This window comes from Lentzea kentuckyensis, assembly GCF_002150765.1.
Lineage (GTDB): Bacteria > Actinomycetota > Actinomycetes > Mycobacteriales > Pseudonocardiaceae > Lentzea > Lentzea kentuckyensis.
This window is the reverse complement of sequence record NZ_MUYM01000005.1, coordinates 83,340-98,459: the sequence shown is the minus strand read 5'-3', so window position 1 is coordinate 98,459 and position 15,120 is coordinate 83,340. Positions and strand designations below refer to the sequence as shown.

Below are 15,120 nucleotides of genomic sequence, written 5' to 3'. Positions count from 1 at the left end.
CGCGCAACCACCCTGAATCGGGCATGAGAGCCGGTCAGACGCGTATCGGGCGCTCGGGAACCATGTCGAGAAGCCCTGCGTTCGTGCGCTCCTGAGCGTCGATCGCGCGCGGCAACATGACCGATTCGTAGGCTCGCACCCCGTCTCGGACACCGTGCTCGGCGATCGCGACGGCCAGTTCGGCGGCGTCCTCCATGGCGAGGTTCGCCCCGACGCCCAGTGGCGGCATCAGGTGGGCGGCGTCACCGAGCAGCGTCACGCCGGGCGTGTGCTCCCACGTGTGGGGCACCGGCAGCGCGTACAGCGGGCGATGGATGAGCTCGCCGGTGAGGAACGCCTGGAGCGAGGGGTGCCAGCCCGCGTAGACGTCGAGCAGCTCAGCGTTGGAGGGCTTCCAATCCTCACGCGCGCGCAGGCACGCGTACGCGCGGATGTGATTGCCGCTGTTGCGCTGCGCCCACAGCATCAGCCCCTCGTGGTCCACGACCATCGTGCCCTGGCCGGTGAGGTCGAGCAGGAGTGAGTCGTTGTCGTGCCGGGTCTCGACGAACAACACGCCGGTGTACCGCGGCTGGGCAGGTGACACGGCCCGGCGGACCCGTGACCAGGCCCCGTCCGCGCCGATGACCAGGTCGAACGTGCCGGTCGAGCCGTCGAGGAAGGTGACCTCGCCCGGCGTCGCGGAGCTGATGCCGAGGCCCCAGGCGACGGTTCCGGGTGCCAGCGAGTCGAGCAGGAGCTTGCGGAGCTGGCCGCGGTCGATCTCCGGCCGGAAGTCGCCCTCCGCGGGCTGGTGCTCGATCAACTCGGCCGTGGCGTGGTCGACCTTGCGCTGCTCCTGGCCTTCGAAGCGGGCGAGCGCGCGCCATTGGTCGAACAGTCCGGCGGCGCGCACGGCCTGCTGGCCGCTGTCGGCGTGCAGGTCGATCGTGCCGCCCTGCTGGCGTGCCTCCGGCGAGCTCTCCCGCTCGAAGACGGTGACGTTCTCGAAGCCGTGCAGCTGGAGAACGCGGGCACAGGTGAGGCCGCCGATGCCGGCCCCGGCGATGGCGATGCGTGGTGTGGTCATGGCTCCATGAAAGCGTATCGACTGCAAAAGTGCAATCACTACACTTTTGAACCTGCTCAACCCATGGGGTATGATGGGGCGGTGACCGAGCTCGGCCGCCGCGAGCGGAAGAAGCTGCAGACCCGTCGGTCGATCTCCGACGCGGCGACGCGGTTGTTCCTGGAACGCGGCTTCGACGACGTGGGCGTGAAGGAGATCGCCGACACCGCGGACGTGTCGGTGACGACGTTGTTCAAGCACTTCCCGAGCAAGGAGGCGCTGCTCTTCGACGAGGACGAGGAGCAGGAGTCGGCGCTGGTCGCGGTCGTGCGGAACCGGGAGGGCCGGTCGATCCCGATGGCGTTGCGCGATCATTTCGTGCGGGCGGCGCGGGGGCACGCCGATCATCCGCAGTTCGAGATCTTCCAGCGGCTGGTGCTGGAGACGCCCGCGTTGCGCGAGTTCGGGCATCGGATGTGGACGCGTCATCAGGACGCGCTGGCGCGGGCCATCGCGGAGGAGATCGGTGCGCCCGCGGACGACGTCAGGTGTGCCGCGCTGGCCAGGTTCGCGCTGGACGCCCGGGACGTGATCTTCGGCCGCGCCGATCGGGAACGGGCGGCTGACGAGGTGTTCGGGTTACTCGAGCACGGCTGGGCGGCCGATCAGCAGTCCTGACCGGTACGCGAGCGACACGGCGTGCGTCCGGTCGCGCGCGCTCAGCTTGCGCAGGATGCCCTTCACGTGGGTCCGCACGGTCTCCACGGACACGATGAGCTCGTCCGCCACCTGCTGGTTCTCCAGGCCGTCCGCGATGAGCGTGAGCACCTCGTACTCGCGCCGGGTGAGCGTCGGCCGTTCCTTCGTCGGCCGCAGATCGGGATGCACGTAGCCGCGTGACCGGCAGGTTTCGGCGATGACCCGCACGATCTGCTCGGGCTGGGCACTTCGCGGCACGACGCCGCGCACGCCTGCCTCCAGCACGCTCGTCACGTAGTTCGCGTGCGAGTGGGCGTCGCGAACCAGTCCGATGATCAGCAAAGTCGGGTCGCGCTCGACCAGCAGCCGGGCCAGGTGGCCGACCGGGTCCAGCACCGAGTCGATGAGCAGCACGTCGGGGCGCAGTCGTTCGTGCAGGCGAACGGCCGCGTGCAGATCGCCGGTGGAACCGAGCCAGCGCAGCCCGGGGGTCCGCCTGATCAGGGCGGACAGGCCTTCGCGGTACAGCGGCACGGGGTCGATCAGCGCGACACCGGGAGCAGGCCGGCCTGGCGGGAGCATCGGCACCTCCGTTCGTGCTTCCGCAAGAGAGACGTCGTTCCCTCGGACGTGTGACGCGGAATAGTCGGTTCATGTGTATGAACAAGGGTCACGAATGTGATTCAAGACCGCCGAAGGTCTTCCGTCCCGGGGCAACAGTCTCGTAAGACCTACGTCACATATCCCGTGCGGATGTGCCAGGTTCCCGCCGCCATGAGGCCTGGTGCTCTCGCGGGCACACGTGTGTGCACGCAAGGAGGTCACATGGGCACCCTCGATTGGGTCGTAGTCGTCGGCTATTTCTTCGTGATGGTCGCGATCGGACTCTGGTCGCGCGGGCGGGTCCAGAACATCGCCGACTTCTTCACCGCCGGCGGCAAGATGCCGTGGTGGTTGTCCGGCATCTCGCACCACATGTCGGGCTACAGCGCGGTCATGTTCGTCGCGTTCGCCTCCGAGGCGTACCGGCTCGGGCTCACGGTCTACGTGTGGTGGTCGCTGACGATCGGCATCGGCGTCGGCATCGGCGCGTTCCTGTTCGCGCCGCGGTGGAACCGGTTGCGCGCCAAGCACGAGGTCAAGTCGCCGCTCGAGTACCTGGCCAAGCGGTACAACCTGCCCACCCAGCAGGTCATGGCCTACGCGGGTGCCTTGCTCAAGGTCGTGGACATCGCCGCCAAGTGGGCGGCCGTGTCGATCCTGCTCCGCGGCTTCGCGGGCGTCCCGATCACCTGGGGCATCATCCTGATCGGCCTGGTCACGATGGTCTACTCCGTGCTCGGCGGCCTGTGGGCCGACGCGCTCACCGACTTCGGCCAGTTCGTCATCCAGGCGGCCGCGGGCTTCGCGATGTTCTTCGCCGTCGCCGGCCGCCTCGGCTGGGACTTCCCCGCGACTATCTGGGACAAGCTCCCGGAGAGCCACAGCGACCCGCTGGCCGGCCCGTACACGTCGACGTTCCTCATGGCGCTCTTCCTGATCAAGACGCTGGAGTACAACGGCGGCATGTGGAACCTGGCGCAGCGCTACATGGCCGCGCCGTCCGGCTTCGCGGCCAAGCGGTCGGCGTTGCTCTCGTCCGCGCTGTGGCTCGTGTGGCCGCTCGTGCTGTTCTTCCCGATGTGGGCGGCCCCGCTGATCGTGCCGGGCCTCGAGGGAGCACAGGCGGAGAGCGCGTACATCGAGATGGGCAAGCAGATGCTGCCCGCGGGCATGATCGGCCTGGTCCTGGCGGGCTTCTTCTCGCACACCATGGCCATGGTGTCGTCGGACGCGAACGTCATCGCCGCCGTGATCAACCGCGACATGCTGCCCCACATCTGGAAGAAGGTGAAGACGTTCTCCGCGGACAACCAGCTGCTGCTGGCCCGCGTCACGACGTTCACCTTCATCGGTGTCAGCATGATCATCGCTATCGCCTCGGGAGGCCAGGGCTTCGTGCTCAAGGTGGTGGTCGACCTCGTCGCCGCCACGATGGGCCCGATCGCGATCCCGCTGATGCTCGGCCTGCTGCCGTGGTTCCGCAAGGTCGGTTCGACGGCGGCCATCGCCTCAGTGGTCGGCGGCCTGGGCATGTGGGCGTTCCTGTACATCGAGCAGATGAACAAGGCCGCCTGGGTCACCAAGGGCGTGCTCGTGTCGTGGCCGCTGCTGCTGTCGCTGGTGCTCTACCTGGCGATCGGCTTCCTGAAGAAGGAACCGTCCACCGAGCGCGACATCCTGCTCGACTCGCTCAACTCCGATGAGTTGGAACCGGAGAAGGTGAAGGCGTAACCCGTTCGTTCTTCATGATCCTCGCGGCGGCGCACCCGAACAGGGTCGCCGCCGCGAGCCACACGTAAGGCATCGGCGTGCCGGTGTAGTTGCTCACGCTGAGCGCGAGAACGGTCGTCGCGCCCACCACGAGCCCGGTCGTGTGCGTCACCGGGAACGAACTCTTCAGCACCGTGACCACGGCGATGGGCACGAGCAGGAACCCGTAGGCCAGGATGCGGGTCATGAGGTTGGCGTGGTCGGCCACCTCGTACTTGAGCGCGGGTAGGGCGAGCAGAGTGAGGACCGCGCCGATCCCGAGCCCGATCGCGAGGCTCTTCACGCTTTGTCCTTGCCAGGCACGCGTCATGCGTTACAGGACGTATATGTCACCCGTTGGTTCCCGTGGCGTGCGTCATCGTCACGAGACTCGCGGGCCCCGCGCATGCACAGTGGATTGCATGGGTAAGTGGTGTCCTGCAGACGACGCGGAACTGGCCACGGGATGGCGGCTCTGGCTGGAGCTGAGCGACCGCGTGTGGCCGGACCCGTCGTGGGACGGCACCCCGGCCGACGCCATCCGTCAGGTGCGCGCCCTGCTGGCGGTGTGCGAGTCGATCCGGTCGGACTACCTCGCGGAGTCCTTGAGGCCGTCCGTGGCTTTGCTGCAGCTGCTGCAGTCGATGTCGTTCGTCGCCTCGTTCGCGGTCGACCTGTGGCACGACGACACACACCCGTTGGACGTCGAGCGCGCTGAGTTGCTGCACGGCGACCTCGCGTCGTTCGCCGAGCACGTGGCCGGTGTGCGCGCTGCGCTGGCTCGCGGTGGCGGCTGGGCAGAGTTGGACCGCCGGCCATGGGGCCTACCGGTCGACTAGACGCCGCAACTGCCCGATCTCGGCCACGTTCTTCATCAGTTCGGCGTTCACCCAGGCCACGGTGTGCGCCACCGTCATGGACCCGTCGGGCCACGGAAAGGTGGTCTTCGCGTCGAGGTCAGCGGTTTCGAGCGTGCCGAGCCACTCGTCGCGCAAGCCGCGCAGCCAGCCGATCGCGTGGTCCGGGCCCGGCCAGGCGACCTCACGCGGCTGGTTCGCCGTCACGTGGTCGATCGCACCCGCCCACCACCAGCCGATGTGCCACGTCAGCCACGCCATCGTCGCCACCCCGACGGGTTCCTGCTCGGGGGTCGGCCAGTCCCGCTCCCAGTTCGTGGCGTTGGGACGCATGGTGAAGACGTGTGGGCTCCGGGGTTCCCAGAGGAGGTCCGCCGGGTCGAGCAGGTCCAAGTGGTACTCGAACAGCGACCAGGTCATCTTGAACTGCCAGCGCAGCAGGTCGCGTCGGGAGTCAGCCACGCTCGCGAACCTATCGGCCGAGCGCCCCACGATGCGAGCGCCCCGGAAAACACCGAAACCGGAGTGGTCTGCGCATTCCGCAGGCACACTCCGGCTCCGGTTTCGAGCGGGTGACGGGAATCGAACCCGCCTCTACAGCTTGGGAAGCTGTCGTTCTACCAATGAACTACACCCGCAGGAGCAAGCTCGCCGCCGATCATACACAGAGCGCAAGCGTGACGTGCCACCGTCCCGGCTGGCCAACCGAGGCAACTCGGTTAGCCTGTCGGGGTGCTGCTGAGTGACCAGGATCTGCGCAAAGAGGTCGAGTCCGGCCGTCTCCTTCTCGACCCCTTCGACGTCGAGATGGTTCAGCCGTCGAGCATCGACGTCCGGCTGGACCGCTTCTTCCGGGTCTTCAACAACACCAAGTACACCCACATCGACCCGGCGATCCAGCAGGACGACCTCACGAGCCTGGTCGAGACGCCGGAGGGTGAGCCGTTCGTGCTGCACCCCGGCGAGTTCGTGCTCGGGTCGACCTACGAGCTGGTCACGCTGCCGGACGATCTGGCCGGGCGGCTCGAAGGCAAGTCCAGCCTCGGTCGGCTGGGGCTGCTCACGCACTCCACGGCCGGGTTCATCGACCCCGGCTTCTCCGGCCACATCACGCTGGAGTTGTCGAACGTCGCGAACCTGCCGATCACGTTGCACGCCGGCATGAAGATCGGGCAGCTCTGCCTGTTCAAGCTGTCGAGCCCGGCGGAGCACCCGTACGGCTCGAAGCAGGCCGGCAGCCGGTACCAGGGGCAGCGCGGGCCCACGCCGAGCCGGGCCTACCTCAACTTCCACCGCACCGACACGCGGCGCTAGAAGCCGTACCGCTCCAGCACTCGGCGGCGCAGGTCCGGGTCCGAGCGCGGGACGGGTTCCAGGAAGATCTCGTCCAGGTCCGGGAACGACGCACGCAGTTCGGTGGAGATGCGCACGCAGGCGTTCTCCAGTTCGAACGCCGTGAGGTCGTCGTCGAAGTCGAGTCGCGCGCACAGCAGCACGCGGTCGGTGCCGATCAGCATCGTCAGCACGTCCACCACGGCGTCGACCTCGGGCACCTCGGACAGTTGGTGCCAGATCGACTTCACCATCACCGGGTCTGCCTGCCGGCCGATCAGCAGGCCCTTGTTGGTGCGGGCCAGCACGTACGCCACCAGGGCCAGCAGCACGCCGATCGCGAGCGAGGCCAGGCCGTCCCACAGCGACGAGCCGGTGAGCTGGTGCAGGCCGAGGCCCGCGAACGCGAGTACGAGGCCGATCAGGGCGGCGGAGTCCTCCAGGAACACCGTCTTCACGGTCGGGTCGTCGGACATCCGCAGGAAGTCCCAGAACCCGTGGCCGTGCGCGGCTGATTCGGAGCGGACCTGCCGGAACGCCTGCGTCCACGACACGGACTCCATGGCGAAGGCCAGGCCCAGCACGATGTAGCCGACCAGGGGCCGGGTTTGTTCCTCCGCCTCGCCGAACACCGTGCGGAAGCCCTCGTAGAACGCGAACATCGCGCCTGAGGCGAAGATCGAGACGGCCGCGAGCAACGACCAGAAGTAGCGCTCCTTGCCGTAGCCGAACGGGTGGCGGCGGTCGGCGGGGCGGTCGGAACGGCGCAGGGCCGTCAGCAGGAGCGCTTCGGTGAACGTGTCAGCGACCGAGTGCGCGGCTTCGGAGAGGATCGCGGCCGAACCGGTCAGCACACCCGCGATGGCCTTCATGACCGCGATCGCCAGATTCACCAGCAGGGCCAGGACAACGGTGAGAGTGCTTTCACCCGAGGCCTGCGGCTTCTCGCTCATGGCGATCAGCCTAGGCCTGGGTCAGGTGTGGGGCGCGACAGCGCGTGGTTAGGCCATTCGAGTGACATTCGAATCCCAGGGCAACATCTGGGGGGACTGCGGTGTCTTAAGGCTGGGATCTGCTCCGGGGGGACGCTGATCACCAGGGGGTAAGACGGAACGGCCCGCGTCCGGGAGAGACGCGGGCCGTTCTGCATGTCGGGGGCGACCTACCAGCGCAACTACCATCGTGGGATGGGCAAGCGTGGTGCGGACGACACCGATGCCGAGGTCGAGTCGTGGAGGGCCATGGTTCCGGCGATCGATCCGGTGGTCGAAGGCGTGGTCGACCGGGTGCACCAGATCAGCAAGTACCTCGACTTCCTCGCCACGGAGATCGCCGCGCCACACGGGCTCAACCGCGCCGACTACGAGATCCTCGCCCGGCTCTTCTGGATCGGGCCGCCGCACCGGCTCACGCCCAAGCAGCTCGCGAACGGCACGCTGAGCCCGGCGACCACGATCACGAGCCGCCTCGACCGGCTGGAGAAGGCGGGGCTCGTGCTGCGCGAGCTCGACCCGAGCGACCGCCGGTCGTTGCCCGCCACGCTGACCGACGCCGGGCGCGAGATCTTCCTGCGGATCGTCGCCGGCCAGGCCGAACGGGAGCGCGACCTCTTCACCGCGCTGCCGGGCGCTGACCTGGAGAACCTGCGCGACCTGCTGCGCCAGGTGATGGAAGTGCTGAGCGGCGAACTGGGGCCCGCGCACCGCCGTACGAGGCTCGCGCTCGACGGCAAGGAGTAATTGCTACGAACTCGTACTATCCGATATCGTGCTAACTGGCGCGAGAGGGAGGGGTACGGCATGGGCGGCTATCCACTGTCCGAGTGACTGGAATCACGCAACGCTGAGCCCCCAGTGTTCCGATGTCCTAAGTGGATGAATCGAACGCTGGGGGATCAGTGAGGAAGTTCTTCGCCGTCGCGATGACGGCTGCTCTCGTGCTGCACGTCGCGGCCACGTCCGCCGCGGCGCAGGACGAGACGATCACCGTCGAAGGTCTGGTCTACCTGGACCGCAACGCCAACCGCACGTTCGACGCGGGCGACAGCGTCCGTGCGAACAGCACTGGTGTGCGCGTCATCAACCAGGACACCAATGAGACCGTCGGTGACTTCGGCACCGGCGCGGACGGACGCTACCGGGCCGTGCTGCCCAAGGGGCCGAAGTACTCGGTGACCAACTGGGAACACGAGTACAGCACCAACCGGGTCAGCTACGACAGCGTGACCGAGAGCAAAGCGGACGCCGACTTCAACCTCCTGGGCTACGTCCTCACCGGCTCCACCTTCGTCGACGCCAACGGTGACGGCGTGAAGCAGGCCGACGAGAAGACCCACCAGGGCAAGATCAAGGTCACCGGTAAGGCCGCCGGCGGGCGCGCGGTCGAGCTCGAAACCCAGTCCGGTCCGGACGGTTCGTACTCGATCGACCTGCCGAACGGCGAGTTCACCGTGACCGCACCGGATCTCACCGCGAGCGGCCTCGCGCTGGCCGAGCAGAAGAACGCCGACGACATCGACTGGCTCACCGGGTCGCGCAAGCTCCAGCAGATGCTCGACGACCGCACGCTCCGCGTCGACCTGCGCTACTTCGAGCCCAAGGCGGACATCGCCGTCGCGGCCGCGGTCGTGCCGGCCAAGGACTCCTACGTCCTCGGCGAGCAGATCGACGTCAAGGTGACGCTGACGAACAAGGGCGACGTGCCGGTCGTGCCGTCCGTGGTCATGGCCGAGTTCCTGGCGAAGCTGGTATCCCACAGCGACAACATCAAGCTTCTCAACGGCAGGGACGACGAGTTCGAGACCGTCAACAAGATCCTTCCCGGGCAGCAGGTCGAGGTCACGCTGAAGGTCGAACTGAACGACGTCACGTTCATCCAGGTGTGGCCGATCGCGCGCTTCAACTTCGGCACGTTCCCGGACGTCGACCACAAGAACAACATCGTGCGCCTGCCGATCAAGGTCGTCGAGAAGAGCACCGCCGAACCGAGCGCGCCGTCCTCGACCTCGCCGACCGCCGTACCGACCACCACGACGACTCCGGCCGTGGCCAAGGCGGGCAACAACTCCGGCCTCGCCTCGACCGGCGCCTCGCCGCTGGGCTTCCTGGGCCTCGGCGCACTGCTGCTCGCGGCCGGCGCCGCGGCGTTCCTCGTCGCCCGCCGTCGCCGCTCCTGACACACCAATGTCCTTGGGGGACAAAGTGAAGAAGCTCTTCGCCGTCGTACTGACGGCCGGACTAGCCCTGCCGACCGTGGCCACGACCGCCGCGGCGCAGGACGAGACGATCACCATCGAGGGTCTGGTCTACCTCGACCGCAACGCCAACCGGAAGCCCGACGCCGGCGAGAGCCCCAGGGTCGGGACGCGCATCTGGGCGATGAACCTCGACACCCGCAAGATCAAGTGGGAGTCCACCACCGGAGCGGACGGCCGGTACAAGGCGGTGCTGCCCAAGGGGCCGAAGTACTCGGTGGGCCTCGACTTCGGCGACTACACGGCCAACCGCTCGGAGTGGGTCCTCTCGGAGAGCCACGCGAACGCCGACTTCGCGTTCGCCGGCTACTTCGTCGAGGGCTTCACCTTCGTCGACACCAACGGTGACGGTGAGAAGCAGGAGGACGAGAAGACCCACGAGGGCAAGGTCAAGGTCACGGGCAGGTCGAACTCCGGCACCGAGGTGAACGTCGAGACCCGGTCCGGCGTCGACGGTGCGTACCGCCTCGACCTGCCGCTGGGCGAGTACCAGGTCGTCGCACCCGACCTCACCGCGAACCAGCTCGCGCTGGCCGCGCCGAAGTCCGATCGCGACATCGACTGGGTGACCGGCACGCGCAAGTTCCCCACCGGCAACGACGGCGCCCGCAACTACCGTGTCGACCTGCGCTACCTCGAGGCCAAGGCCGACATCGGCCTCGCCTCCGCGATCACGCCGGTCAAGGACGTCTACACCGTCGGCGACCAGATCGACGTCAAGTTCACGCTCTCCAACAAGGGCAACGTGCCGGTCGCCCCGGACCTCGTCCTGGGATCGTTCTACGCGAAGCTCGTCTCGCACAGCGACAACGTGAAGCTGCAGCCGGGCAGCGACGACGACTTCACCGTCGTCAACAAGATCCTTCCGGGTCAGCAGATCGAGGTCGCTCTCAAGGTCGAGCTGAACGACGTCAAGTACAACGAGGTGCACGCGCTGGTGCGCTTCAACTACGGGCGCCTGCCGGACGTCGACCACAAGAACAACGTGGTCAGCACGAAGATCAAGGTCGTCGAGAAGAGCACCGCCGAGCCGAGCGCGCCGTCCTCGACCTCGGCGACCGCCGTACCGACCACCACGACGACTCCGGCCGTGGCCAAGGCGGGCAACAACTCCGATCTCGCCTCGACCGGTGCGTCGCCGCTGGGCTTCCTCGGGCTGGGCGCGCTGCTGCTCGCGGCCGGTACGGGTGCGTTCTTCGTGGCGCGCCGCCGACGCTCCTGACCACATAGGACCGCTCACGGTTAGTCTGCGGCATGGGCATCTTGGTGCATGTGCTGCTGACTGCCGTGGCGGTCTGGGTGTCGACCGCCCTCCCCGGCATCGACCTGGGCGAGGGCACCACCGGTTCGAGAATCCTCACGCTGATCGGCGTCGCGGTGATCTTCGGCCTGGTGAACGCGGTCGTGAAGCCGCTCGTGAAGTTCTTCGGCTGCCTGTTCTACCTGGTCACGCTCGGCCTGATCGGGCTCGTGGTGAACGCGCTGCTGTTCATGTTCACCGGGTGGATCGCCGAACAGCTCGACCTGCCGTTCCGCGTGGACGGCTTCTGGCCCGCGTTCTGGGGCGCGATCATCGTCGCTCTGACCAGCTGGGTGCTGAACGTGATCTACGACAAGATCACCGACAACGACTGACCCCACCGACGAAGAAGGCCCTCGGTCCACACGGGACCGAGGGCCTTTCTCCTGCGACGACTAGGCGTTCGCGTCCTCGGTGGCCGGCTGGCCCCGCTTCACGGACTCCAGCAGCATCTGCGCGACGTCCACGACCTCGACGTGCGCACCGGCCAGCCCGTCGGACTGGCGCGCGGTCACGCCGTCGGTGAGCATCACGCGGCAGAACGGGCAGCCCGTCGCGATCTTCGACGGCGCGGTGGACAGCGCCTCGTCCACGCGGTCGACGTTGATGCGCTTGCCGATCCGCTCCTCCATCCACATGCGGGCGCCACCGGCACCACAGCACATGGAGCGTTCCTCGTGCCGCGGCATCTCGCGCAGCTTCGCGCCGGACGCCCCGATGAGCTCACGCGGTGCTTCGTAGACCTTGTTGTGACGGCCCAGGTAGCACGGGTCGTGGTAGGTGACGTCCTCGGTGACCGGCGCGACCGGCACCAGACGGCGTTCGCGCACCAGCTTGTTCAGCAGCTGCGTGTGGTGCACGACCTCGTACGTGCCGCCGACCTGCGGGTACTCGTTCGCCAGCGTGTTGAAGCAGTGCGCGCAGGTCACGACGATCTTGCGCTGACCGGTGGGCCGGTCCTCGAACACCGAGTTCAGCACTTCCACGTTCTGCTGCGCGAGCATCTGGAAGAGGAACTCGTTGCCGGCGCGGCGGGCCGGGTCACCGGTGCAGGTCTCCTCCGGGCCGAGCACCGTGTACTTGACCCCGGCGGTGTGCAGCAGCTCGGCGACGGCGCGGGTGGTCTTCTTGGCGCGGTCCTCGAACGCGCCGGCGCAGCCGACCCAGAACAGGTACTCGGCGTCGCCCAGCTCGCCGTCGAACACCGGCACCTCGAACTCGAGGCCGTCGGTCCACGCCAGGCGGTCCTTGGAGTTCTGGCCCCACGGGTTGCCCTTGTTCTCCAGGTTCTTGAACATCCCGCCGAGCTCGGTCGGGAAGTTCGACTCGATCAGCACCTGGTAGCGGCGCATGTCGACGATGTGGTCGACGTGCTCGATGTCCACCGGGCACTGCTCGACGCACGCGCCGCAGGTCGTGCAGGACCACAGCACCTCGGGGTCGATGACGCCCAGCTCGTCCGGGCCGCCGACCAGCGGGCGCTCGGACTCCGCCATCGCCAGCACGTCGATGGACTCGAGGCGCTTCTTGTAGTCCTCGTACTTGTCCTCGGTCAGGCCGACCTCGTCACCGGCCATGTCGCGCGAGCCGCCGGCCAGCAGGTACGGCGCCTTGGCGTACATGTGGTCGCGCAGCTGCGTGATGACCAGCTTGGGGGACAACGGCTTGCCGGTGTTCCAGGCGGGGCACTGCGACTGGCAGCGGCCGCACTCGGTGCAGGTGGAGAAGTCGAGAACGCCCTTCCAGGTGAAGTCCTCGACCTTGCCGACGCCGAACACGTCCTTGTCCGGGTCGGCCTCCTCCAGGTCCAGGACCTTGCCGCCGGACATCATCGGCTTCAGGGCGCCGAGAGCGACGCCGCCGTCGTCCTCGCGCTTGAAGTAGATGTTGAAGAACGCCGAGAACCGGTGCCAGGCGACGCCCATCGTCAGGTTCCGGCCGACCACGATCAGCCAGATCATGCCGCTCAGCAGCTTCACCAACGCCATCACCGACACCCAGATGGGCGCGGACGGCAGCAGGTGTGCGAGCGGCTGCGTCACGAACGACGTCCACAGCGGCGCGGCCTCGAGGCCGCTCGACTGCTTGAACGCCTTGACCATCAGGATGCCGACACCCTCGATGATCACGACCGCTTCGACGAAGTAGGCGGACTTGAAGTCGGAACCCTGGAACCGGGAGATCCGGTCGGCGCGGCGCGGGTGGTTGCGCTGGCGGATGATCGCGAGCACCACACCACCGACGACCGTGCCGAGCCCCAGCAGCTCGACCAGCAGCAGCCAGACCGACCACGTGCCGATGATCGGCCAGTGGAAGTGCGGGTCGAACACCTCGCCGTACGCCTCGAACAGCACCGCGGAGCCGATGAGGAAGCCCCACATCACCATCCAGTGCCACGGGGCGACCGAACGGAACTTCGCCATTCTGGTGTGCGCGACGAACTCGACGATCAACGTCTTCAGACGCGGCATGAACGGCCCGAAACGGGTCCCGTCCGGCTGACCGAGCCTGATGATCTTGATCTGCTTCAGCACGGCGGCGACGAACACGCCCCAGGCGACGACGCTCACCGCCACGGCGACGAGTCCGAGAACCAGCTGGAGGGTCATGGCGGGAGTCTAGGACACGTTACTGGCGAGTAACCACTTGGACGTGGCCGGTGTCTCCTCGCGTACCGGTCAAGTATCCAGAACTTGATCAAAAACTTATGGAACAATCGTTCAGATAGTTGTCCTGAGCAGCCGGAGGTCGCCGTGTTGTACCTGTATCTCGCCGCGGCGATCGCGGGTGAAATCGCCGCCACCGTCTCGTTGAAGCTGTCCGACGGCTTCAGCAGACTGTGGCCCTCGGTCGTGGTCGTCGTCGGTTACGCCATCGCCTTCACGGCGCTCTCGCGCGCGTTGAAGTTGGGTATGCCCGTAGGCGTCGCGTACGCCGTGTGGTCAGCTATCGGCGTGGCAGCCGTTGCGATCATCGGCTGGAAGTTCCTCGGCGAGACCCTCAACCCCACGATGGTCATCGGGCTGGCGTTGATCATCGGAGGTGTGGTGACGCTCGAACTCGGGAGGGCGCACTGACCGCAGTCGAAGACAGTCCGAAGATCGACGGCCGCCGGGCGCGCGGCGAGAAGAAGCGCCAGGCCATCGTCGAGGCCACCCTGCGCGTGATCGAACGCGACGGCCTCGCCGGCGTGACGCACCGCAGCGTGGCCCGTGAAGCAGGCGTGCCGACGACGGCGCCGACCTACTACTTCGCGACGCTCGACGACCTGTTGATCGCCACGCTGACGTGGTCGGCCGAGGCGCTGTGCGACGACATGCTCAAGATCGTCGCGAGCGGTGGCACCGCCCGTGAGATCGCCACGATCCTGGCCAAGGCCGTGAACGAGAACCGCGGCCGCACGCTCGCCGAGTACGAGCTGTACCTGCTGGCCGGCCGGCGCCCCGAGTTGAGGGCGGCCGCGCGCCGGTGGCTCGACCTGGCCATCGAGGCGGTCCGGCCGGCGGATCCGGTGGCGTTCCGGGCGCTCCTCGCGGCCGTCGACGGCCTGCTGATCCAGGGCCTGATAGCCGATGTCGCGCCGAACGAGGACGAGCTGGAGCCAATCGTGTCCTTCTTGATCTGCGGCCGCGACGATTTCACCGCCGCGACGAGGGAACAATGGAAGTCATGAAGTTCGCGCGAGAGGTGTCCGGCATCAGCCACGGGGTGAGCCTCGGGCTGTTGGCCGCGCTCTACGTGCGCGACGCCTTGGCCTTGTCGGTCGACGTCGAGCCGCACGTGCCGGGCCTGGATCCGCCGCTGCCGGTGCAGGTGCCCGCGGGCGTCGACCGCGCCGCCGTGACCGCCGAGTGGCCGGGCTGGTGGGCCGACGCGCTGGACGCGTGCACGCGGGGAGCCGAGCCGTCCACGCCGGAGGACGCCGAGGCGTTGCTGACCCGGCCGGCCAGCCGGGCCGCGGTGATCGCGCTGAAGGCCGGCATCGAGCAGCTGCACCGCGTGCAGAGCCCCGCGGCGTTGCCGATCGGCGACGTGCTGCGCGGCATCGAGTCGCGGATCGGCCGATGGGCGCAGAGCGTGGAGCTGCACATCGTCGAGGTGCCGGTCGACGGCCTGCTGTGGGAACGCATCGCGCCGGCCCACGTCCTCGCGTCGTCGCAGTTCCTGAACGACCCGGCGCGCACCGCGCCAGCCCTCCGCGCAGTGCTCGAAGACCTCGTCTGAACTAGGTAGGGAGAACCCCACCCTGCCTTCGGGGGCTGACTGCCGTGTAGCTGAG

The 15,120-nt window shown here is 67.6% G+C and carries 17 protein-coding genes and 1 tRNA gene; 11 read left to right on the top strand and 7 right to left on the bottom strand.

Annotation, left to right across the window (positions count from 1 at the left end):
- Positions 1-34: 34 nt before the first annotated feature.
- Positions 35-1,069 carry an FAD-dependent oxidoreductase gene (locus B0F77_RS03980; protein WP_086661380.1) on the bottom strand — a complete coding sequence of 345 codons (1,035 nt, stop codon included), beginning with the start codon at positions 1,067-1,069 and terminating at the stop codon, positions 35-37.
- An 81-nt stretch (positions 1,070-1,150) separates the two neighbouring features.
- Here B0F77_RS03980 and B0F77_RS03975 point away from each other — a divergent pair, with 81 nt between their 5' ends.
- Positions 1,151-1,726 carry a TetR/AcrR family transcriptional regulator gene (locus B0F77_RS03975; protein ID WP_211293648.1) on the top strand — a complete coding sequence of 192 codons (576 nt, stop codon included), beginning with the start codon at positions 1,151-1,153 and terminating at the stop codon, positions 1,724-1,726.
- On the opposite strand, the gene B0F77_RS03970 is transcribed toward B0F77_RS03975, so the two are convergent.
- Entirely contained in the window at positions 1,688-2,329 is a 642-nt protein-coding gene (locus tag B0F77_RS03970; protein WP_086661458.1) for a response regulator transcription factor, read from the bottom strand. The genes B0F77_RS03975 and B0F77_RS03970 overlap by 39 nt on opposite strands.
- A 243-nt stretch (positions 2,330-2,572) precedes the next feature.
- Between B0F77_RS03970 and B0F77_RS03965 the strand changes: the two genes are divergently transcribed.
- Complete coding sequence (locus B0F77_RS03965) at positions 2,573-4,081, top strand: sodium:solute symporter family protein (protein ID WP_086661378.1); 1,509 nt, start codon at positions 2,573-2,575, stop codon at positions 4,079-4,081.
- Here B0F77_RS03965 and B0F77_RS03960 read toward each other — a convergent pair.
- Positions 4,041-4,403: a hypothetical protein gene (locus B0F77_RS03960; protein WP_086661377.1), complete on the bottom strand. Its 363-nt coding sequence runs from the start codon at positions 4,401-4,403 to the stop codon at positions 4,041-4,043. The two genes, B0F77_RS03965 and B0F77_RS03960, sit on opposite strands and share 41 nt — an antisense overlap.
- A 118-nt stretch (positions 4,404-4,521) precedes the next feature.
- Here B0F77_RS03960 and B0F77_RS03955 point away from each other — a divergent pair, with 118 nt between their 5' ends.
- On the top strand, positions 4,522-4,938 hold the full coding sequence (locus B0F77_RS03955; protein ID WP_086661376.1) for a hypothetical protein: 417 nt from the start codon (positions 4,522-4,524) through the stop codon (positions 4,936-4,938).
- Here the strand turns inward: B0F77_RS03955 and B0F77_RS03950 are convergent.
- Both B0F77_RS03950 and B0F77_RS03945 read right to left on the bottom strand, forming a co-directional pair.
- Complete coding sequence (locus tag B0F77_RS03950; RefSeq protein WP_211293647.1) at positions 4,924-5,418, bottom strand: DinB family protein; 495 nt, start codon at positions 5,416-5,418, stop codon at positions 4,924-4,926. The two genes, B0F77_RS03955 and B0F77_RS03950, sit on opposite strands and share 15 nt — an antisense overlap.
- 105 nt (positions 5,419-5,523) lie before the next feature.
- Positions 5,524-5,594 (bottom strand) — tRNA-Gly (locus B0F77_RS03945).
- A 94-nt stretch (positions 5,595-5,688) separates the two neighbouring features.
- On the opposite strand from B0F77_RS03945, the gene dcd reads away from it, so the two are divergent.
- A complete protein-coding gene (gene dcd / locus B0F77_RS03940; RefSeq protein ID WP_086661375.1) occupies positions 5,689-6,270 on the top strand; it encodes a dCTP deaminase in 582 nt (193 codons plus the stop codon).
- Here dcd and B0F77_RS03935 read toward each other — a convergent pair.
- Positions 6,267-7,241, bottom strand: a complete 975-nt coding sequence (locus B0F77_RS03935) for a cation diffusion facilitator family transporter (protein WP_086661374.1) — start codon at positions 7,239-7,241, stop codon at positions 6,267-6,269. The two genes, dcd and B0F77_RS03935, sit on opposite strands and share 4 nt — an antisense overlap.
- Positions 7,242-7,475: 234 nt before the next feature.
- Here B0F77_RS03935 and B0F77_RS03930 point away from each other — a divergent pair, with 234 nt between their 5' ends.
- The 4 genes from B0F77_RS03930 (at position 7,476) to B0F77_RS03915 (ending at position 11,176) form a co-directional block, all read left to right on the top strand.
- On the top strand, positions 7,476-8,027 hold the full coding sequence (locus B0F77_RS03930) for a MarR family winged helix-turn-helix transcriptional regulator (protein ID WP_158102584.1): 552 nt from the start codon (positions 7,476-7,478) through the stop codon (positions 8,025-8,027).
- A 158-nt stretch (positions 8,028-8,185) separates the two neighbouring features.
- Positions 8,186-9,463: a hypothetical protein gene (locus tag B0F77_RS03925; RefSeq protein WP_086661372.1), complete on the top strand. Its 1,278-nt coding sequence runs from the start codon at positions 8,186-8,188 to the stop codon at positions 9,461-9,463.
- Between the two features lie 13 nt (positions 9,464-9,476).
- A complete protein-coding gene (locus B0F77_RS03920; RefSeq protein ID WP_143466550.1) occupies positions 9,477-10,763 on the top strand; it encodes an LPXTG cell wall anchor domain-containing protein in 1,287 nt (428 codons plus the stop codon).
- Between the two features lie 32 nt (positions 10,764-10,795).
- Positions 10,796-11,176: a phage holin family protein gene (locus tag B0F77_RS03915; protein WP_086661370.1), complete on the top strand. Its 381-nt coding sequence runs from the start codon at positions 10,796-10,798 to the stop codon at positions 11,174-11,176.
- A 60-nt stretch (positions 11,177-11,236) separates the two neighbouring features.
- On the opposite strand, the gene B0F77_RS03910 is transcribed toward B0F77_RS03915, so the two are convergent.
- Positions 11,237-13,450, bottom strand: coding sequence for a (Fe-S)-binding protein (locus B0F77_RS03910; protein WP_086661369.1), 2,214 nt, complete (start codon positions 13,448-13,450; stop codon positions 11,237-11,239).
- Between the two features lie 144 nt (positions 13,451-13,594).
- On the opposite strand from B0F77_RS03910, the gene B0F77_RS03905 reads away from it, so the two are divergent.
- Genes B0F77_RS03905 through B0F77_RS03895 form a run of 3 tightly spaced genes read left to right on the top strand, consistent with a single transcriptional unit; the run spans position 13,595 to position 15,065 of the window.
- Complete coding sequence (locus tag B0F77_RS03905) at positions 13,595-13,918, top strand: DMT family transporter (RefSeq protein ID WP_086661368.1); 324 nt, start codon at positions 13,595-13,597, stop codon at positions 13,916-13,918.
- Positions 13,915-14,514: a TetR/AcrR family transcriptional regulator gene (locus B0F77_RS03900; protein WP_086661456.1), complete on the top strand. Its 600-nt coding sequence runs from the start codon at positions 13,915-13,917 to the stop codon at positions 14,512-14,514. The genes B0F77_RS03905 and B0F77_RS03900 overlap by 4 nt, the downstream gene beginning before the upstream one ends.
- A complete protein-coding gene (locus tag B0F77_RS03895) occupies positions 14,511-15,065 on the top strand; it encodes a hypothetical protein (RefSeq protein WP_086661367.1) in 555 nt (184 codons plus the stop codon). Before B0F77_RS03900 ends, B0F77_RS03895 begins: the two co-directional genes overlap by 4 nt.
- Positions 15,066-15,120: the final 55 nt, after the last annotated feature.

What these genes read in the sequence shown, in the direction of transcription:
- B0F77_RS03915 (WP_086661370.1), top strand. Translation starts at nt 10,796, where the DNA reads ATGGGCATCTTGGTGCATGTGCTGCTGACTGCCGTGGCGGTCTGGGTG.
- B0F77_RS03980 (WP_086661380.1), bottom strand. Translation starts at nt 1,069, where the DNA reads ATGACCACACCACGCATCGCCATCGCCGGGGCCGGCATCGGCGGCCTC.
- B0F77_RS03935 (WP_086661374.1), bottom strand. Translation starts at nt 7,241, where the DNA reads ATGAGCGAGAAGCCGCAGGCCTCGGGTGAAAGCACTCTCACCGTTGTC.
- B0F77_RS03895 (WP_086661367.1), top strand. Translation starts at nt 14,511, where the DNA reads ATGAAGTTCGCGCGAGAGGTGTCCGGCATCAGCCACGGGGTGAGCCTC.
- B0F77_RS03930 (WP_158102584.1), top strand. Translation starts at nt 7,476, where the DNA reads ATGGGCAAGCGTGGTGCGGACGACACCGATGCCGAGGTCGAGTCGTGG.
- B0F77_RS03965 (WP_086661378.1), top strand. Translation starts at nt 2,573, where the DNA reads ATGGGCACCCTCGATTGGGTCGTAGTCGTCGGCTATTTCTTCGTGATG.
- B0F77_RS03970 (WP_086661458.1), bottom strand. Translation starts at nt 2,329, where the DNA reads ATGCTCCCGCCAGGCCGGCCTGCTCCCGGTGTCGCGCTGATCGACCCC.
- B0F77_RS03910 (WP_086661369.1), bottom strand. Translation starts at nt 13,450, where the DNA reads ATGACCCTCCAGCTGGTTCTCGGACTCGTCGCCGTGGCGGTGAGCGTC.
- B0F77_RS03955 (WP_086661376.1), top strand. Translation starts at nt 4,522, where the DNA reads ATGGGTAAGTGGTGTCCTGCAGACGACGCGGAACTGGCCACGGGATGG.